The following is a 19,862-nucleotide window of genomic DNA, read 5'->3' on the forward strand; positions in this document are numbered from 1 at the left end:
TTGGAGATGTTCTCTCCGTTACGGTTGGTGAGCTGGATCTTGGCCTGGGTGTTATCCCAACCAAACAGTTTTTCCAGGTCCAGCGCCGCCCCCAGGCCGAACTGGTCCGCGTAACGCGCGGTTTTGTCGTTGTTGTAGCCACCGTGGAGGTTGCCGCCGACTTCACCGACGTAATCCATCTTGATGTCGATGCCTTGCTCGATCAGCTTGGTCCGCTCGCCACCCCAATCACCGGTCATCCATTCGGAGTCAGCGCTGAACGCGTCAGCCGCGTGCACACTACCGGCCAGCATCATGGCTGCAACTGCTGACAACTGGCAGATAAGCTGAGCGTTGTTGTTCTTCTTCATCCCTACATCCTCGTTTTATTGTTATTAACTGTGTTCTAACGCGGTTACATCAGGCGCGAAGAGCGACAGGCCGCTCACCGCATATCCCCCTGTGGGAGCGAGCGCGCCCCCACATTTTGTTCTTCAGCGGCCTTTGAATTGGGCCACGTTGGCGCTGTGCGCCTCGGCTTTTGGTTCGCCAGCCACACCCAACCGCTCCCCGGTCTTGGCATCGAACAGCAACACTTTCGACGGATCGAATTGCAGGGTCAGGGTTTCGCCCGGGGCCGGTGCAACATCGGGTGCCAGACGGCAGCAGACTTTGGTTTCATTCAGATTGACGAACACCAGGGTGTCGGGACCGGTCGGTTCGGTGACCTGGACTTCCGCGCGGATGGTCGGCAAACCGTTCGGCTCGCCGTTCGCCAGCACGATCTGCTCAGGGCGCATGCCGAGGATCACTTCGCGGTCTTCGAGACCGGCGTCCTGCATGCCCAGCGGCAATTCACAACGGGCCTGGCCGCTGTCGAGCAGCGCGTAGAGACGACCGTCCTTGCGCTGCAAGCGCAGGGGGATGAAGTTCATCGGCGGTGAACCGATGAAGCTCGCCACAAACAGGTTGGCCGGGTTGTTGTAGATGTCTTTCGGCGTGCCGAACTGCTGAATGATTCCGTCCTTCATGACCGCCACTTTGTCGCCCAGGGTCATCGCTTCGATCTGGTCGTGGGTCACGTAGACCGTGGTGGTTTTCAGGCGCTGATGCATCAGTTTCATTTCGGTGCGCATCTCGACCCGCAGCTTGGCGTCGAGGTTGGACAGCGGTTCGTCGAACAGGTAAATCTTCGGCCGACGCGCCAGGGCACGGCCCATGGCCACGCGCTGTTGCTGACCACCGGAGAGCTGGCCGGGCTTGCGGTTGAGCAAGTGTTCGATCTGCAACAGCTTGGACACCCGCGCCACTTCCGTTTCGATATCGGCGGCGGGCATTTTGCGAATCTTCAAGCCGAAGGCGATGTTCTCGCGCACGCTCATGGTCGGGTACAGCGCGTAGGACTGGAACACCATGGCGATGTCGCGGTCTTTCGGGCTCATGCCGCTGACGTCCTGGTCATCGATCATGATCGCACCGCCGGTGATGGTTTCCAGGCCGGCGATGCAATTCATCAGAGTCGATTTGCCGCAACCCGAAGGTCCGACCAGGATCAGGAACTCACCGTCCTTGATCGACAAATGAATGTCCTTGAGGGTGTCCGGCAAGCCGGGGCCATAGGTCTTGTTTACATTGCGAAGTTCGAGCGTAGCCATGATTACCCCTTGACTGCGCCGGCCGTCAGCCCGCGCACGAAATACTTGCCTGCGACCACATAGACCAGCAGGGTCGGCAGCCCGGCGATCATCGCCGCCGCCATATCAACGTTATATTCCTTGGCCCCGGTACTGGTGTTGACCAGGTTGTTCAGCGCGACCGTGATGGGTTGCGAGTCACCGCTGGAGAACACCACACCAAACAGGAAGTCGTTCCAAATCTGAGTGAACTGCCAGATCAGGCAGACCATGATGATCGGGGTGGACATCGGCAGGATGATCAGGCGGAAGATCGTGAAGAAACCCGCGCCATCGAGCCGCGCCGCCTTCACCAGCGCATCGGGAACGCTGACGTAGTAGTTACGGAAAAACAGCGTGGTGAACGCCAGGCCGTAGACAACATGGACGAACACCAGGCCCGTGGTGGTGCTGGCCAGGCCCATCTTGCCGAGGGTGAACGAGGCTGGCAGCAGGACGGTCTGGAACGGCAGGAAGCAACCGAACAACAGCAGGCCGAAGAACAATTGCGAGCCGCGAAAGCGCCACATCGACAGCACATAGCCGTTCAGTGCACCGATGGCGGTGGAGATCAACACCGCCGGGACGGTGATCTTGATCGAGTTCCAGAAATACCCGTCGACGGTGCCCCAGGCCTTGACCCAGCCAATGCCGCTGACCACTGTCGGCCAGCTCAGCAGGTTGCCGGTATTGATGTCTTCCGGTGTCTTGAAGCTGGTCAACAGCATGACCACCAGCGGTATCAGGTACAGAAATACGGCGAGGATCAGCACGCCGTAAATCGCGATGCGACTCAGGCTGATGGAAGGTTTGGCAGCGAAACTAGTCATGACGCTTGGTCCTCAGCTCGGAGTACAGGTAAGGCACGATGATTGCGAGAATCGCACCGAGCATCAGAATCGCACTGGCCGAGCCCATGCCCATCTGGCCGCGACTGAAGGTGAAGGAGTACATGAACATCGCCGGCAAATCGGAGGAGTAACCCGGGCCGCCAGCCGTCATCGCTGCCACCAGGTCGAAACTCTTGATCGCGATGTGGGCCAGGATCATCACGGCGCTGAAGAACACCGGACGCAAGCTTGGCAACACCACTTTCAGGTAAATGCGCGGCATGCTCGCGCCATCGATCTGGGCGGCACGGATGATCGATTGATCAACGCCACGCAGGCCGGCGAGGAACATCGCCATGATGAAGCCCGAGGCTTGCCAGACCGCAGCAATGACCAGGCAATACACCACGCGGTCCGGGTCGATCAGCCAGTCCAGGCGGAAGCCTTCCCAGCCCCAGTCACGCAGCAATTTGTCCAGGCCCATGCCCGGGTTGAGCAGCCATTTCCAGGCGGTACCGGTGACGATCATCGAGAGCGCCATCGGGTACAGGTAAATGGTACGAATGAAACCTTCGCGACGAATGCGCTGATCAAGAAACACGGCCAGCAGCACACCGATCACCAGGGTGATGCCGATGAACATGCCGCCGAAAAGCGCCAGGTTCTTGCTCGCCACCCACCAACGATCGTTGTCGAACAGCCGCTGGTATTGAGCCAGGCCTGCCCATTTGTAAGTCGGCAAAAAGGTCGAACTGGTGAACGACAGAACGAACGTCCACAGGATGTAGCCATAAAAGCCCACCAGAACGATGAACATGCTCGGCGCCAGCACCAGTTTAGGTAGCCAGCGTTGCAATGCATCGAACGGCGAGGCCTTGCTGAACACAGCAACAGAACTCATGGGGAAATCCAGTACGAGAGAAAATTTACGTTGGAAATGCTGCCCCCTTGTAGGAGTGAACCTGCTCGCGATCGCTGAGTGTCAGTCAGTGGATGTATCAACTGATACACCGCAATCGCGAGCAGGCTCGCGCCTACAGGGGCCAGGCATTACTTGGCAGACTTGACCGCGGCGCCGAGTTTCTTGGCGGCATCGGCTGGGTCGGCTTTCGGGTCGTTGATGTAGTTGGTCACCACATCAAAGAACGCACCCTGTACGGCCAGCGTGGTCGCCATGTTGTGCGCCATGCTCGGCTGCAGGCCGCCAGACTTGGCGTCTGCCAGGAAGTCCTTGGCAGCGGTCTGGGCGCAGGAGTCGAAACCGTACTTGCCCATGTCGCTCAGCATGTCGTTGCGAACCGGGATCGAGCCCTTGTTGATGCTGAAGACTTTCTGGAAGTTCTCACCCAGGACGATCTTGGCGATGTCCTGCTGACCGGCCGCAGTGCCCGCGTCTTTCTGCTTGAACACGGCCAGGGAGTCGATGTTGTAGGTGAAGGCCTTGTCGGTGCCCGGGAACGCTACGCACTCGTAGTCCTTGCCGGCGACTTTCTTGGCGGCGGTCCATTCGGACTTGGCCCAGTCACCCATGATCTGCATGCCGGCCTTGCCGTTGATGACTTTGGCCGCTTCCAGGTTCCAGTCCTGGCCTTTGCCATCGACGTCCATGTAGGTCGCGACTTTCTTCAGCTCGGTCAGCGCCTTGACCATTTCAGGACCGGTCAGCGCAGCGTTGTCGAGATCGACCAAGGCTTTCTTGTAGCCATCGACACCCATGACCGAAAGCACCACGGCTTCGAACACGGTGCTGTCCTGCCAAGGCTGGCCGCCGTGGGCGAGCGCAATGAAGCCCGCAGCCTTGAGCTTGTCGCCGGCGGCGTAGAATTCTTCGAGGGTGGTCGGGTTTTTGGTGATGCCGGCTTTCTTGAAGACTTCCGGGTTGATCCACAGCCAGTTGACGCGGTGAATGTTCACCGGCACGGCCACGTAGTTACCCTCGTACTTCACGGTATCGGAGACTTTCTTGTCGAGCAGGCTGTCCCACTTCTCCGATTTGGCAACGTCTTTCAAGACGTCGGTGTCGAGCAGACCGGTAGACGCCCATTCCTGGATGTCCGGACCTTTGATCTGCGCCACACCTGGCGGGTTGCCGGCAACGGCGCGGCTCTTGAGCACGGTCATGGCGGTAGCACCGCCACCACCGGCAACAGCGCCGTCCTTCCAAGTGAAGCCGTCTTTTTCGACTTGGGCCTTGAGCACATCGACCGCTGCTTTTTCACCACCCGACGTCCACCAGTGAACCACTTCCACGGAACCTTTGGATTCGGCGGCAAGCACACTGAGAGGGAGCGCAGACAGGGAGGCGAGAGAAATGACAGTAGCGAGGCGAGAAATCGCATTCATCTAGAAGTACCTTTCTTGTTGTTATGCATGCAAGTCTGGTGCTTGCGCTGCATAGGATTTTAAACAGGAGTTATCCCCTCGCAGGTAACGAAGGGACGCTTGAATGTCACCACATGGTTACACAGGAGCGCTCTGGGACAACCTCGTCAGAGCCGTGGCCATGCTGGGCGCCAGGGGCAGTCGTGGAATCAGTACGGCTTGCCAGGCGTGATACAGATCAGGTTTACCCGCCCAGATATCGGCACTTGGGCGATTCTGCGGATCCAGTTCGTGATGCCAGCTGCCGTCGCAATGGTCGATGAAATGAGTGTCACAAAATCCCCAGAACAGCCGGTACCAGCGTTCGTATTGCTCATCGCCCGTGCGTTTGAGCAACGCGCTGGCGGCAGCGCTGGCTTCGCAATGGGTCCAGTGCAGACGGTGACGAACCACTGCGCGGTTGCCCCAATCGAGGGTGTAGACAATCCCGGGCAGCCCGTCGATATCCCAGCCATGACGGCAGTTGTGGTCGAAAAGTTTTTGCGCGTCAGTAGCCAGCCACCCCGGCGTCAGCATGCCGGCCTGAACCCGCGCCGCTTCGAGGTGCAGTAGCAGGCGTGCCCATTCAAAACCGTGGCCCGGTGTGGTGCCGTAGGGGCGAAAACCGTCGGCCGGGTTGTCGTGGTTGTATTCGCGTAGCGGCTGCCAGTCGCGGTCAAAATGCTCGACCACCAGATAATCATTAGCGGCGGCGTGACCGTGGATCACCCGCTCGACGATGCGCTGTGCGCGACATAGCCAACGACTTTCTTCGGTGACATCGGCCAGCGCGAGGAACGCTTCGGTGGCGTGCATGTTGCTGTTGGCGCCGCGGTACGCTTCTTCTTCGCTCCAGTCACGATTGAAGGATTCGCGCAGGGCGCCCTCCTCCTCGCTCCAGAAATGCGTGTCGATGATGTTGATCGCGTCATCGAGCAAGGCGTGTGCGCCGGGACGTTGCGCGACCACGGCCGAACTGGCGGCCAGGGCCACGAAGGCATGCAGATAAGCCGCCTTGCCGGTGTTGTCATCCAGCGCATGAGCGACGGCAAACCAACCGCCATGCTCGGCATCGCGCAACGGGCCGCTGAGGGCCTGGACACCGTGATCCACCAACTCGGCAAACCCCGGCAAGCCTTGAATATGGGCCATGGCGAAGCTGTGCGTCATGCGCGCGGTGTTCATGGTTTCAGCGCGAGCGTTGGCCGGGAGATGGCCTTTTTCATCGAGATTGCCGAAGCCGTCAGGAAGCTTTGAAGCCTTGGCGAACGCCAGCAGGCGCAGGCCTTCGGCGGCGAGCCATTGCTGGTGGGCAGGCGCGTTCAGCCAACTGCTGAAGGCCGGTTGGAAGGTGTCCATGGGGTGCCTTTTTTGTTGTTTTGACTGAGGGCAGTCTAAACAACGGGCGGGGACGGGCTTGTAACGAAAGGGGCGAGTTATGTCACTGGTTTGTGACATTAGCTAAATGATGTGTTGAAAATCTGCTCGCGAAGAACGATGACGCGGCATTACTAATCAACACTACGAGGCAACTGCAACGTCACCCGCAACCCACCCTCACGCAGGTTTTGCAGACTGACCTCGCCACCATGACTGTGCGCAATATTGCGCGCAATCCCCAACCCCAGCCCATATCCCTGCTGCTGCCCGGCCAGGCGGAAGTGCGGTTCAAACACCTGCTCCAGCCGTTGCTCCGGCACGCCCGGCCCTTCGTCATCGACGTGAAGGATGAACGCGCTCTCGTCGTCATCGATGTGCAAATGCGCGTTCTGTCCGTATTTCAGGGCGTTGTCGATCAGGTTGCCAATGCAGCGCTTGAGCGCCAACGGTTTGCCCGGATACGCCGCCAACGCCCGGCCCTGCTGGGTCACGCGGCCATTGCCGTTAGGTGCCAGGTACGGTTCCACCAGGCAATCGAGCACGTGGTTGAGGTCCACCGGCTCGATGTTTTCGTGAATGTCGGTGTCTTTCACGCATTGCAGCGCGCCTTTGACCAGCAACTCCAACTCATCCAGATCACGCCCGAACTTGGCTTGCAGCTTCTCGTCTTCCAGCAATTCCACGCGCAGGCGCAAACGGGTAATGGGCGTGCGCAGGTCGTGGGAAATCGCACTGAACAACTGACTACGCTCCGTCAGGTAACGGCTGATCCGTTCGCGCATGGCGTTGAACGCGCGCCCCACTTCGACCACTTCACTGCCGCCACCCTCGGCCACCGGTTGCACATCAGCCCCCAGCGACATATCGCGCGCGGCCCGTGCCAGGCGCTTGAGCGGACGGCTTTGCCAGTGCACCAGCAAGCCAATGAACAACAGCAAGAAGCTGCTGGTGAGGACGATGAACCAGACCTGTTGCGCCGGCAGGCCTTGCTCTTCAAGACTGGTGTAGGGCTCGGGCAGCAATGACGCGATGTACAGCCATTCTCCCGGCGCCATCTGGATTTGCGTGACCAGCACGGGTGGATTGACCGGTTCGAGGGTCAATGCGTAATGCGCCCAGGAGCGCGGCAACTCATCGAGTTTCAGCCCGCTGTTGAAGATCCGCAGGTCTTCAGGACTGACGAAAGTCACCGAGATATCCGTGTCATGGCCCAGGGATTCGCGCAGCACCTGGTCCACCGCTTTGAGTACGGCCTCCTTGCGCGGGGTGATCGGCAGCACTTCCATGCCCAGGGGTTTGTCGTTGAGCGTCACCACGAAACGGGTGCCGCCCATGCTGCGCAACTGATCCAGTACCAACGGCCTGAAAGCGACGGGCAATGAGCGGAAGTAACTGACGCTGGCCGTCATCGAATGCGCCAGGCTGCGGGCAGCAGTGACCAGGCCTTCAAGCTGCGTGGCACGCAATTGCGAGACCCAGATCACGCTCGACAACGTCTGCGCAAACAGCACCGCCAACAACGTCAGCAGCAACATCCGCCCGAGCAGCGAACGGGGCACCGGCACGCGGGCGGCGAGCTTGCGCAGAAACTCAGTGGCCATTGCTGGCAACCACATTGGCTGCCAGTTGGTAGCCGCTGCCGCGCACGGTGCGGATCAGACGTGGCGGCTTTTCGGTGTCACGCAGGCGTTGACGCAAGCGGCTGACCGCCATGTCGACGATGCGGTCCAGCGGCATCAGATCGCGCCCGCGGGTGGCGTTGCCGATGGTGTCACGGTCGAGGATTTCCTGCGGGTGATCGAGGAACAGTTTCAGCAGCGCGAAGTCGGCGCCGGACAGAATCACTTCTTCGCCATCGGTGTGGAACAGCCGATGGCTGACCATGTCCAGGCGCCAGTCGTCGAACGCCAGCACTTCTGCGCCATTACGCTCCTGGCCAAATTGCGCACGGCGCAACAGGGCTTTGATGCGCGCCTGCAATTCTCGTGGGCTGAACGGTTTGCCGAGGTAATCGTCGGCGCCGAGCTCCAGGCCGATGACGCGGTCAGCTTCGTCGGAGCTGGCGGTGAGCATGATGATCGGCACCTGCGCCTGACGCGGGTGCTGGCGAACCCAGCGGCAGAGGCTGAAGCCGTCTTCGTCCGGAAGCATCACGTCGAGGATCACCAGATCGCTCGGGGCCTCGTTCAGAGCCTGGCGAAAACCGGCGCCATCGGGCGTGGTGCGGACCTGGAAACCGGCGCGAGTCAGGTAGGTATCCAGCAACTCGCGTATCTCTTGATCGTCATCGACCAACAAAATCGACTTGTTGACTGAGCTCACGGGGCGGCGTCCTTGTTGTTTGAATTGGGCGGATTATGCCTGATGAACCTTGGAAATTTGTTGCCTGATCTGGCCTCATCGCGGGCAAGCCCGCTCCCACAAGGTTACGCACACATCTTCAGAATGTAGGAAATCCTGTGGGAGCGTGGCTTGCCCGCGATGAAGACGACGCGGTTTCAAGCCTGTTCCAGCGCCACGCCCGCGCCCATCAGGCCGGAATACGGCGCTGTCACCAACCACACCGGAATGCCCTTGAAGTAATCGCTCATGCAACCCTTGTCGGCGAAGCACCGGGCGAAACCGCTCTCAAGGAAGAAATCGGCAAACCGTGGGATAACACCACCAACGATATACACGCCACCGCGCGCGCCAGTGGTCAGCACGTTGTTGCCGGCCACGCGGCCGAGCCAGCAGCAGAACTGCTCCAGCACTTCGAGGGCAATCGGGTCGCCCGCGAGCCCGGCAGCGGTGATTGCTTCCGGTGTTTCGAGCACCGGCGTGTGGCCGTCGACTGCACAAATCGCCCGGTAAACCCGAGGCAAGCCGCCGCCGCTCAACGCCGTTTCAGCACTGACATGGCCAATCTCATTGAAGATGTGTTGCCACAATTGAGTTTCCCGCGGGCTGCTCAGCGGCAAATCAACATGACCGCCCTCCCCCGGCAACGCGGCAAAACGCCCTTCACCAAAATCCAGCAAGGTGCCGACGCCAAGGCCGGTGCCCGGCCCAATCACGACCGCTGGCCGCAACGGTTCCGGGGTGCCTTCGCAGACCACGCGAAACTCGCCCGGCTGCAAACGGGTCATGCCCAGCGCCATCGCCGAGAAGTCGTTGACCAGCAACAGTTGCTCGACCTGCAAGGTCTTGCAGAAACCCTTGCGGCTCAGGCGCCAGTGATTGTTGGTGAACCTGAATTCATCGCCACTCACGGGACCTGCCACCGACAGGCATACCGCGCCGATCGAACCCAACGCCAGACCGAGCCCGCTCAAGTAGAGGGCAATCGCCTCTTCCGGGCTGGCGTGGTCGGCCGTCGCCAGCACCTGGACCGACTCCAGCTGCTGGTTTTTCCACAACGCGAAACGAGCGTTGGTCCCACCGATGTCACCGACCAAAGCCAGTTTCAATTAAGCGTCTCCAGGGCAGAAGTAAAGGCGCTGGCGCCCTGCTCTGCGGAGCTGAAGGCCATGCGCATGAAACCAAACAGCTCGCGTCCGCTGCCAATGTTGTTGCCCAACAGGCCTTTGGCAGGTTCGCGCGCCGCGAATTCGTCGGCGTCCACCTTAAGCTCCAGGGTGCCTTTGACGCCATCGACGCGAATGATATCGCCCTCTTGCACCCGCGCCAAAGCACCACCGACATACGCTTCGGGGCTGACGTGGATCGCCGCCGGGATTTTCCCCGAGGCGCCGGACATGCGTCCGTCCGTGACCAATGCCACTTTGAAACCGCGATCCTGCAGCACGCCAAGGAACGGCGTCATCTTGTGCAGTTCCGGCATGCCATTGGAACGCGGGCCCTGGAAGCGCATCACGGCAACAAAATCCTTCTCCAGCAGACCGGCCTTGAAGGCGTCTGCCAGATCCTGTTGATCCTGGAACACCATGGCCGGTGCTTCGACGATCTGGTTTTCCAGCGCCACGGCCGAGACTTTCATCACGCCGCGACCGAGGTTGCCTTCCATCACGCGCAAACCACCCTCTGGCGAGAACGCGCGAGCGACCGGGCGCAGGATGCTTTCGTCGAGGCTGTCGGTCACGCCTTCGCGCCAGACCAGTTCGCCGTTATCGAGGAACGGTTCCATGGTGTAACGGCGCAGGCCATGACCCAGCACGGTGTTGACGTTTTCGTGCAACAACCCGGCGTCCAGCAGTTCGCGGATCAGGAACGACATGCCGCCCGCCGCCTGGAAGTGGTTGATGTCGGCTTTGCCGTTCGGGTAGACGTGGCTCAGGGTCGGCACGACTTCGGAGAGGTCGGCCATGTCCTGCCAGGTCAACTGGATGCCCGCCGCCATGGCGATGGCCGGCATGTGCAAGGTGTGGTTGGTCGAGCCACCAGTGGCGTGCAGTGCCACGATGGAGTTGACCAGCGAACGCTCGTCGACGATTTCGCCGATCGGCATGAAGTCGCCGTTCTGCTTGGTCAGGCGCGTGACCTGATGCGCCGCTTCGCGGGTCAGGGCATCGCGCAACGGCGTGTTCGGGTTGACGAAGGACGCGCCCGGCAAGTGCAGGCCCATCACTTCCATCAGCAATTGGTTAGTGTTGGCGGTGCCGTAGAACGTGCAGGTGCCAGGGCTGTGGTAGGAGTTCATTTCCGACTCCAGCAGCTCTTCGCGACTGGCCTTGCCTTCGGCATAGCGCTGACGCACATCGGCTTTCTGCTTGTTGGAAATGCCCGAGACCATCGGCCCGCCCGGCACAAAAATCGTCGGCAGATGGCCGAAACGCAACGCGCCCATCATCAGGCCCGGCACGATCTTGTCGCAGATGCCGAGCATCAGCGCGCCGTCGAACATGTTGTGGGACAACGCCACAGCGGTGGACATCGCGATCACTTCGCGGCTCGGCAGGCTCAGCTCCATGCCGGGTTCGCCCTGGGTCACGCCATCGCACATGGCCGGAGTGCCGCCGGCGAACTGGCCGACCGAACCGATCTCGCGCAGCGCTCGTTTGATCTGCTCCGGAAAGACTTCGTACGGCTGATGCGCCGAGAGCATGTCGTTATATGACGAAACGATGGCGATGTTGGCGGAGTTCATCATCCGCAAGCTGTTCTTGTCTTCGGTGCCGCAACCCGCCACGCCGTGGGCGAAGTTGGCGCATTGCAGCTTACCGCGCATCGGACCGTCGCTGGCCGCACCGCGAATCAGTGCAAGGTAGGCCTCACGCGTGGCGCGGCTACGGGCGATAAGCCGTTCAGTGACCTCAAGGACGCGGGGATGCATGTGTAGAACTCCAGGCTAACGGATAGGGCGACCTGATTGTCTATGCTGAACAAGGACCGTTGTGATTGGGATGACAGACGGTTTTCTTGATCGGTCGGACCAGTTGATTCAGGTCACTCGTTGTAGATTGAACAAAATATTGCCATTAAAAAGGCTTGTTTTCTATTTTTATGCGAATAATCTTGTAATTCCAACAACAAAACGACGGCGGCGCTGTAAATGACTCTTCGAATCGCAATCAATGGTTTTGGCCGGATCGGCCGCAACGTCCTGCGCGCACTGTATACCCAAGGCTATCGCCAGGATCTGCAGATCGTGGCCATCAACGATTTGGGAGACAGCGCGATCAACGCTCATCTGCTCAAGTACGACACTGTTCACGGCACGTTCGACGCCGATGTCCAGCACGACCAGGAGAGCCTGACAGTCAATGGCGACCGTATTGCGGTCAGCGCCATTCGCAACCCGGCCGAACTGCCCTGGGCTGCGGAAAAAATTGATGTGGTATTTGAATGCACCGGTCTGTTCACCGACCGCGCCAAAGCCGCCGCGCATATTACGGCCGGCGCACGCAAAGTCATCATCTCGGCACCGGCCAAGGGCGCCGACGCCACCGTGGTGTACGGGGTCAACCACGACATCTTGCGCCAGCACCACCAAATCATTTCCAACGCATCGTGCACCACCAACTGCCTGGCACCGGTGGCTCAGGTGCTGCACCGCGAACTGGGGATCGAAAGCGGTCTGATGACCACGATCCACGCCTACACCAACGACCAGAACCTGACCGACGTCTACCACACCGACCCGTACCGCGCCCGCTCCGCCACGCAGAACATGATCCCGAGCAAGACCGGTGCAGCTGAAGCCGTTGGCCTGGTGCTGCCGGAACTGGCGGGCAAACTGACTGGCATGGCCGTGCGCGTTCCCGTGATCAACGTGTCGCTGGTGGACCTGACCGTGCAACTGAAACGCGAAGCGTCGGCCGAAGAAGTGAATGCGCTGCTGAAAGAAGCCAGCCAGCATTCGAAAATTCTCGGTTACAACACCCTGCCGCTGGTTTCCAGTGACTTCAACCATAACCCGCTGTCGTCGATCTTCGACGCCAACCACACCAAGTCCAGCGGCAAGCTACTGAAGGTGCTGGCCTGGTACGACAACGAATGGGGCTTCTCCAACCGCATGCTCGATAACTGCCTGGCGTTGTGCAACGCAGAATGATCGTGGAGCAGCAACCGATGATCGGTATCAGCTTTATGCAAAAGACCATGGCGGCGCGCAAGCGTGTTGCCTTGGTCGCCCACGACCACTGCAAGGTGTTTTTACTGGACTGGGCCGAGCGGCAGAAAGACAGACTCGCACAGCATGAATTGATCGCCACCGGCACCACGGGGTTGTTGTTGCAACAACGCCTGGATTTGCCAGTGGAGAGCATGATCAGCGGTCCGTTGGGCGGCGACCAGCAACTCGGGGCGCAAATCGCCGAGCAGCGGGTCGACATGCTGGTGTTCTTCTGGGACCCGTTCGAACCACAGCCTCATGACCCGGACATCAAGGCGTTATTGCGCGTCGCGGCGGTCTGGAACATCCCGGTGGCCTGCAACGAATGCAGCGCCGATTACCTGCTCAGTAGCCCCATGATGGATCAGGCACACGAACATCGAATACCCGATTACTCGAAATATCTGCTTGGCCGCGCCTGAAGCTTCAACCTGTTTGCGGAACAATCTTGAGTCTGCATCCTGGATGCCCGCCTGACTTAAAAGCGCCCCACCTGCGGGCGCTTGTTTCAGCAGCCCCCCTGCCTCCCCCTGCCGCGCGCCCGGAATCACTGCCGAGAATGTCTTGAATTCCCGGCCATTTCAGGGCTTTTTCCTGCGCAAACGTTCACCTGCTACCGTTCGTCGGCATCCGTTCATGCAATCGTCACACGGCGCCGATGTGCATTGAATGGCGCTAAATGGATTTGGCGTACCGAGTCGATCTCGACTCCTTGCCAACACCTCATCCATTTGTGAGTTCGCCCTATGTTCGACTCTCTCTCTATCCGTCTGAAAATCGTTTTGCTGTCCGGTCTGTGTCTGCTCGGCGTGGTCGCTCTGATCGTCGGCATGAACATTTACCAGACCAATCAGAACGATGATCTGGTCAACGCCTCCAGCAGCAAGATGCTCACCGACAGTGTGCAGAACCTGCTGCAAGCCAAGGCGGCGGAACAGGCCGTGCGAGTGCAGAAGACCTTCGGCGAAACCCTGACGGTGGTGACCGCCCTGGCGGACCAGATCAAGGACATGCGCAACATGGCCGCCAAGCGCTCGCTGGAGGCGGGTGCGTTGCGTGAAGAGTTGAACCAGAGCATCAAGACCGCGTTCGAGCGCAACGCAAAAGTATTGGGCGTCTGGCTGGCGTTCGAGCCTAACGGGCTGGATGGCAAGGACAGCGAGTTCGTCAATGATGCGGTCCGCCAGTCCAACGAAGCCGGGCGTTTCGCCACGTACTGGAGCCGCGCAGGGGGTGAAGTGCTCAACACCGTCATGGTCGAAGAAGACATGACCAAAACCACCCTGAACCTCAGCGGCACGCCCTACAACGTCTGGTACACCTGCCCGCGCGACAGCAAGCGTACCTGCCTGCTCGACCCCTACGCCGACACCATCGGCGCTAACAAAACAGAAGTGTTGATGACCACCATTTCTGTGCCGCTGCTGGTGGATGGCAAGTCCATTGGCGTGGTCGGTATCGACATTGCCCTCGATGCGCTGCAAGCGGCGGCGGTCGACTCCCAGCGTGAACTGTTCAACAGCGCCGGGCACATGCTGATCGTCTCCGGCACCGGCGTGCTGGCGGCTAACAGTGTCGACGCCGGTAAAGTCGGCAAGCCTATCGGCGAAACCCTGGGCGCGGACGGCAAGGACATCCTGCAATTGCTCAGCGGTGGTGCGCCGAAGATTGTGCAGCAAGGCGACCTGATTCGCGCGGTGTACCCGGTCAGCCCGATTGCCGATGCGAAGGCCTGGGCTGTGGTGATCGACCTGCCTAAACAAGTGTTGCTGGCCGACTCGGTAAAACTGCAAGCGGTGCTCGATGACGCCCAGCAAAGCGGCACGATTAAAACAGTGCTGGTCGCCGTGATTGCCGGCCTGGTCGGTTTGCTGCTGACCTGGCTCACCGCCTCGGGCGTCACCCGGCCGATCAACAGCGTGGCCCAGATGCTCAAGGCGATTGCCAGCGGCGACGGCGACCTGACCCAGCGTTTGCACTACAGCAAGAAAGACGAATTGGGCGAACTGGTCAGCTGGTTCAACCGCTTCCTCGACAAGCTGCAACCGACCATCGCGCAGATCAAGCAAAGCATCACCGACGCCCGCGGCACTGCCGACCAGTCTTCGGAAATCGCACGTCAGACCAGCGAAGGCATGCAGGTGCAGTTCCGCGAAATCGACCAGGTCGCCACCGCGTCCAACGAAATGAGCGCTACCGCCCACGACGTTGCCAACAGTGCCTCGAACGCAGCCAACGCCGCCAAAGGGGCCGACCAGTCGGCACGCGATGGCATGCAGATCATCGAGCGCAGCACCCGCGACATTAATCAACTGGCCGACGAAGTCAGCAAAGCCGTGACGGAAGTCGAAGCGCTGGCGGTGAACAGCGAGCAGATCGGTTCGGTACTGGAAGTGATCCGCAGCATTGCCGAGCAGACTAACCTGCTGGCGCTCAACGCCGCGATTGAAGCGGCGCGTGCCGGCGAGAGTGGGCGCGGCTTTGCGGTGGTGGCCGATGAAGTACGCAACCTGGCCAAACGCACCCAGGACTCGGTGGAAGAAATTCGCCAGGTGATCGAACGCATCCAGAGCGGCACACGCGGCGTGGTCGCCACCATGCATTCGAGCCAGACCCAGGCGCACAACAACGCCGGGCAGATCCAGCAAGCGGTGCAGGCCCTGGGCAAAATCAGTGACGCGGTGACGGTGATCAGCGACATGAACCTGCAAATCGCCAGCGCCGCCGAACAGCAAAGCGCCGTGGCCGAAGAGGTCAACCGCAACGTCTCGGCGATCCGTACCGTCACCGAAACCCTGACCGGCCAGGCCACCGAATCGGCGCAGATCAGCAGCCAGCTCAACTCGCTGACCACCCACCAGATGAAACTGATGGACCAGTTCCGGGTTTAAGGCTTCACCTCGCTCCTACAAGGGGGGGCAGTGTTGAAGCTGACATCATCGTTTCATCCGGCCAGCCAGTTTTTTGAACTATGATCGGGCTCTCGTTCCGGAGGGCCTTCGATGACTGATCTACTCACGTCCATTCAAACCGCACTCGGCTTGCCCCACACCCCAATTCCCTTCACGTCGAGCGGCGCCCTGCCCTCGGCGTTTGCCGTGACCGACCTTGCCTGCGCCAGCATCGCCGCAGCCGGGCAGGCGGTCAGCAAATTGTTGCAGCAGCACACCGGTCGCTTGCCCGGGGTTGAAGTCGACCGCCGCCTCGCGTCGTTCTGGTTCGCCACCTCGATCCGCCCCATCGGCTGGAGCGTTCCGCCGCTGTGGGACCCGATTGCCGGTGACTACGCGACGAAGGACGGCTGGATCCGCCTGCACACCAACGCGCCCCATCACCGCGCCGCGGCTGAAAGCGTGCTCGGCACCTGCGCCGACCGCGCGGCGATGGCGAGCAACGTGGCGCAATGGGCCAGCAGTGGTCTGGAACAGGCCGTGGTCGACGCCGGAGGATGCGCCGCCGAGATGCGCACCTGGGCGCAATGGCAGCAACACCCACAAGGTGTGGCCGTGAACGCCGAGCCGTTGATTCAGTTCAGCGGCGACCAAGGGCAACCGGCGAAACCGTGGCAAGGTTCCGTGGCTCAGCCGCTGGCCGGGCTCAAGGTGCTGGACCTGACCCGCGTGCTGGCCGGTCCGGTCGCCAGCCGTTTTCTCGCCGGCCTCGGGGCGGATGTTTTGCGCATCGACCCACCGACCTGGAACGAACTCGGCGTGGTGCCGGAAATCACCCTGGGCAAACGCTGCGCGCGCCTGGACCTGCACAACCGCGATGATCGCGCGGTGTTCGAAACGCTGCTCAAAGAGGCTGACATCCTCCTGCACGGCTACCGCGCCGATGCGCTGGAACGCATGGGTTACGGGGCTGCTGAACGCCGGAGGCTGGCACCGGGGCTGATCGATGTCAGCCTCAATGCGTACGGCTGGAGCGGACCGTGGCAGAACCGCCGTGGTTTCGACAGTTTGGTGCAGATGAGCAGCGGGATTGCCGAGGCCGGGATGCACTGGAAAAACGCGGACAAACCGACGCCGTTGCCAGTGCAGGCACTCGACCACGCGACCGGGTATTTGATGGCGGCGGCAGCAATCAGGTTGTTGGGGCGCGGGGGTTCGGCGCGGCTTTCGTTGGCGCGTACAGCAAAGTTGCTGATTGAAAATGGCCCGGGAACGGCCGAGGCATTACGAGCGGAGGATGACAACGACCAGGGGCTGGTGGTTGAGCAGACACCTTGGGGACCGGCGCATCGGCTGCATGTGCCGCTGAGAATAATCGGTACTCCGTTGCAGTGGGCACTGCCGGCAACTGAATTGGGTTCCCATCGCGCGCAGTGGGGGTGATTGCTCGCGATGAGGCCAGCAGAATCAATACAAATCCCGGATCAGCTCAATCCATTCGGCTCAGCGATGTCCAAAGCAACTGCGCCGCATACCCTCGACAAGGTCGCCACGCCTCGGCGCGCAACAGCAGTTCGCGCGCCGTCACCGGCCTTTGCTCGAGTGCCGCCAACGCCTTGATCAACCCCACATCCCCGGACGGAAACGCATCCGCCTCACGCAACTGACGCAAGGCAATGTACTGCGCCGTCCAGTCACCAATCCCGTGTAACGCCAACAACCGCGCCACACCGCCCTCCCGCCCCGGCGCAAACAACAGCGAATCATCCAGCAGCGCCTGAGCCACGCCGGACAAGGTCCGCCCTCGGCTTTTCGGCATGCCCAACCTCGCCAGATCCGCCTGCGCCAACACGACAGGCTCAGGAAAAACATGGCTCAAACCCGCCAGCGGCGAGGAAAAGGGCGCACCATACTGCGCGACCAATTTACCCGCCAACCGAATCGCCGCGCCCACGGTAATCTGCTGCCCCAGCACGGCCCGAATCGCCAGCTCCAGCCCATCCCAGGCCCCCGGCACCCGCAAGCCCGGACGCTCGGCCATCAAGCGCGCCATCAACGGGTCCCGCTTCAACTGCCGATGAATCGACGGCAAATCCGCGTCCAGATCAAACATCCGTCGCACGCGCGCCACGATCTCGGGCACCGCCGACTCCTGCGCAAAATCCAGCGTCAGCTCAAGCGCATCACCGCCCGCCGGCCCGATCGAAAACGTACCGTGAACACCGTTAAACCCGATGCTGCGCGAGTACACCCCATCGGTCACGATTTCCATACCGGCCACCGCCCGCGCCGACAAGAACTGCAACATCGCCGCCCAGTCATACGGCGGTTGATACGCCAGCAGCAACCTCATAACGACAGTAAACCGCTGTACAACCCATATGCGGCCAACCCGGCACCAATCAGGACACCAGTAAAAATGCCCTTCTCTACATGAGTGAACAACGGCTCGCCCTGCTCGTGCTTGGCCTTGGCAAACAGAATCACCCCCGGCGCATACAGCAGCGCCGACAGCAGCAGGTATTTGACCCCGCCGGCATACAGCAACCACACCGCATACCCCAGCGCGACCCCACCGATCATCAGGTCTTTGGTGCGCTCGGCACTGGCGTGTTCGTAGGTTTCGCCGCGTCCGCTCAACAATACCGCGTACGCCGCCGACCACAGGTACGGCACCAGAATCATCGAGGACGCGAGGTAGATCAGGCTGGTGTAAGTGCCGGCGGAAAACAGCGTGATCAGCAGGAAGAGCTGGATCATCACGTTGGTCAGCCACAGGGCGTTGACCGGCACATGGTTGGCGTTTTCCTTCTTCAGGAAAGCCGGCATGGTCTTGTCCTTCGCCGTGGCGAACAGGATCTCGGCACACAGCAGCGCCCATGACAGCAACGCCCCCAACAGCGAAATCGCCAGGCCGATACTGATCAGCAACGCGCCCCAAGGCCCGACGATATGTTCCAGCACCGCTGCCAGTGACGGGTTTTGCAAGTTGGCCAGTTGCGGCTGGCTCATGATCCCCAGCGACAACACGTTCACCAACACCAGCAATGCCAGCACCCCGAGAAAGCCGATGACCGTCGCCCGGCCCACGTCCGAGCGTTTCTCCGCACGCGCCGAATACACACTGGCACCTTCAATGCCGATAAACACGAACACCGTCACCAGCATCATGTTGCGCACCTGGTCCATCACTCCGCCGAAACTCGGGTTGCTTCGGCCCCAGATGTCGCGGGTAAAGACGTCAGCCTTGAAAGCGACGGCGGCAATGACGATGAACATGATCAGCGGCACGATCTTGGCCACGGTGGTCACCTGGTTGATGAACGCCGCCTCCTTGATCCCGCGCATCACCAGAAAATGCACGGCCCACAGCAGCACCGAGGCGCAGCCAATAGCAGTCGGCGTATTGCCCTGGCCAAAGACCGGAAAGAAATAACCGAGGGTGCTGAACAGCAGCACGAAATAACCGACGTTGCCCAGCCAGGCACTGATCCAGTACCCCCACGCCGACGAGAACCCCATGTAGTCACCGAAGCCGGCCTTGGCGTAGGCGTACACCCCGGAGTCCAGTTCGGGTTTGCGATTGGCCAGGGTCTGGAAGACGAACGCCAGGGTCAGCATGCCGACAGCAGTAATGGCCCAGCCGATCAGCACCGCCCCCGCGTCGGCCCGCGCTGCCATGTTCTGCGGCAACGAGAAAATCCCGCCGCCAATCATCGACCCCACCACCAGGGCGATCAGTGCGCTCAGGCGTAGCTTTTGCGTGGGTTGTGACATTCCAGCATCTCCATTTTTGTCCACAGTCGGCCAAGGGCTGTCATGGTTTTGAAACCTTCAAGGGGTTGGCTTAACTAAATAGATACAGCGTAATAACGTTTATTAGATAAAGCCATTTCGGGCGCGGTTATTTATAACCGATCACTCTATAGGCGTCATGGCAAAGAGCGAATTTGTCGATGAATCCCAATAAATCAAATCCACACTGGAAACGACTGCCAAATAGTTGCGGAAACGCCAAAACGAACTAATTTAAAGATCGCCAGCCAAGCTCTCTTATTTCGGATAGCTCTGAGCGAGCCGTCTGGAATAGGCTTCTGCGGCAATCCGTGTGTGGCCGGAGCAACATCCAAAAGTCTTTATTTAACAATGGAATGTGCCAATGCACTGATCTAAGTCAGATGTTTGAACAGCTAAC

Annotated in this window: 15 protein-coding genes and 2 pseudogenes; 5 read left to right on the top strand and 12 right to left on the bottom strand. The window is 60.4% G+C overall.

Annotated features, from left to right (window positions below; all coding sequences use genetic code 11):
* The 10 genes from SB725_RS17925 to edd form a co-directional block, all read right to left on the bottom strand.
* Nucleotides 1–350, bottom strand: a 350-nt coding sequence (locus SB725_RS17925; protein WP_410922438.1) for a carbohydrate porin, incomplete at its 3' end; no start/stop codon positions are given.
* Between the two features lie 123 nt (nt 351–473).
* Nucleotides 474–1,634, bottom strand: coding sequence for an ABC transporter ATP-binding protein (locus tag SB725_RS17930; RefSeq protein WP_027922972.1), 1,161 nt, complete (start codon nt 1,632–1,634; stop codon nt 474–476).
* Between the two features lie 2 nt (nt 1,635–1,636).
* On the bottom strand, nt 1,637–2,482 hold the full coding sequence (locus tag SB725_RS17935) for a carbohydrate ABC transporter permease (protein WP_027922971.1): 846 nt from the start codon (nt 2,480–2,482) through the stop codon (nt 1,637–1,639).
* Nucleotides 2,475–3,383: a carbohydrate ABC transporter permease gene (locus SB725_RS17940; RefSeq protein WP_027922970.1), complete on the bottom strand. Its 909-nt coding sequence runs from the start codon at nt 3,381–3,383 to the stop codon at nt 2,475–2,477. The genes SB725_RS17935 and SB725_RS17940 overlap by 8 nt, the downstream gene beginning before the upstream one ends.
* A gap of 149 nt (nt 3,384–3,532) precedes the next feature.
* The gene (locus SB725_RS17945; RefSeq protein WP_027922969.1) at nt 3,533–4,825 is read right to left on the bottom strand and encodes an ABC transporter substrate-binding protein; all 1,293 of its coding nucleotides are present in this window, start codon (nt 4,823–4,825) and stop codon (nt 3,533–3,535) included.
* Nucleotides 4,826–4,942: 117 nt separating this feature from the next.
* A complete protein-coding gene (locus SB725_RS17950) occupies nt 4,943–6,202 on the bottom strand; it encodes an AGE family epimerase/isomerase (RefSeq protein WP_410922439.1) in 1,260 nt (419 codons plus the stop codon).
* A gap of 152 nt (nt 6,203–6,354) precedes the next feature.
* Nucleotides 6,355–7,824 (bottom strand): ATP-binding protein, encoded by a 1,470-nt coding sequence (locus SB725_RS17955; protein ID WP_027922967.1) that lies wholly within the window; start codon nt 7,822–7,824, stop codon nt 6,355–6,357.
* Nucleotides 7,814–8,545: a response regulator gene (locus SB725_RS17960; protein WP_027922966.1), complete on the bottom strand. Its 732-nt coding sequence runs from the start codon at nt 8,543–8,545 to the stop codon at nt 7,814–7,816. Before SB725_RS17960 ends, SB725_RS17955 begins: the two co-directional genes overlap by 11 nt.
* 176 nt (nt 8,546–8,721) lie before the next feature.
* Nucleotides 8,722–9,672 carry a glucokinase gene (locus SB725_RS17965; protein WP_027922965.1) on the bottom strand — a complete coding sequence of 317 codons (951 nt, stop codon included), beginning with the start codon at nt 9,670–9,672 and terminating at the stop codon, nt 8,722–8,724.
* Nucleotides 9,669–11,495, bottom strand: coding sequence for a phosphogluconate dehydratase (gene edd, locus SB725_RS17970; protein WP_027922964.1), 1,827 nt, complete (start codon nt 11,493–11,495; stop codon nt 9,669–9,671). The genes SB725_RS17965 and edd overlap by 4 nt, the downstream gene beginning before the upstream one ends.
* 219 nt (nt 11,496–11,714) lie before the next feature.
* On the opposite strand from edd, the gene gap reads away from it, so the two are divergent.
* The 5 genes and pseudogenes from gap (at nt 11,715) to SB725_RS17995 (ending at nt 17,110) form a co-directional block, all read left to right on the top strand.
* Nucleotides 11,715–12,716: a type I glyceraldehyde-3-phosphate dehydrogenase gene (gene gap / locus SB725_RS17975; protein WP_027922963.1), complete on the top strand. Its 1,002-nt coding sequence runs from the start codon at nt 11,715–11,717 to the stop codon at nt 12,714–12,716.
* Nucleotides 12,717–12,733: 17 nt separating this feature from the next.
* The gene (locus SB725_RS17980; RefSeq protein WP_027922962.1) at nt 12,734–13,198 is read left to right on the top strand and encodes a methylglyoxal synthase; all 465 of its coding nucleotides are present in this window, start codon (nt 12,734–12,736) and stop codon (nt 13,196–13,198) included.
* A gap of 597 nt (nt 13,199–13,795) precedes the next feature.
* Nucleotides 13,796–14,761, top strand: a pseudogene (locus SB725_RS17985) (chemotaxis protein); the annotation flags it as partial.
* Between the two features lie 378 nt (nt 14,762–15,139).
* Nucleotides 15,140–15,667, top strand: a pseudogene (locus SB725_RS17990) (methyl-accepting chemotaxis protein); the annotation flags it as partial.
* A gap of 111 nt (nt 15,668–15,778) precedes the next feature.
* Complete coding sequence (locus SB725_RS17995; protein ID WP_410922440.1) at nt 15,779–17,110, top strand: CoA transferase; 1,332 nt, start codon at nt 15,779–15,781, stop codon at nt 17,108–17,110.
* Nucleotides 17,111–17,156: 46 nt separating this feature from the next.
* Here the strand turns inward: SB725_RS17995 and SB725_RS18000 are convergent, their stop codons facing one another.
* Complete coding sequence (locus SB725_RS18000; RefSeq protein ID WP_410922441.1) at nt 17,157–18,020, bottom strand: DNA-3-methyladenine glycosylase family protein; 864 nt, start codon at nt 18,018–18,020, stop codon at nt 17,157–17,159.
* Nucleotides 18,017–19,444: an arginine-ornithine antiporter gene (gene arcD, locus SB725_RS18005; protein ID WP_059182267.1), complete on the bottom strand. Its 1,428-nt coding sequence runs from the start codon at nt 19,442–19,444 to the stop codon at nt 18,017–18,019. Before arcD ends, SB725_RS18000 begins: the two co-directional genes overlap by 4 nt.
* Nucleotides 19,445–19,862 lie beyond the last annotated feature (418 nt).

Source organism: Pseudomonas sp. SIMBA_041 (assembly GCF_046535095.1).
Lineage (GTDB): Bacteria > Pseudomonadota > Gammaproteobacteria > Pseudomonadales > Pseudomonadaceae > Aquipseudomonas > Aquipseudomonas mucoides.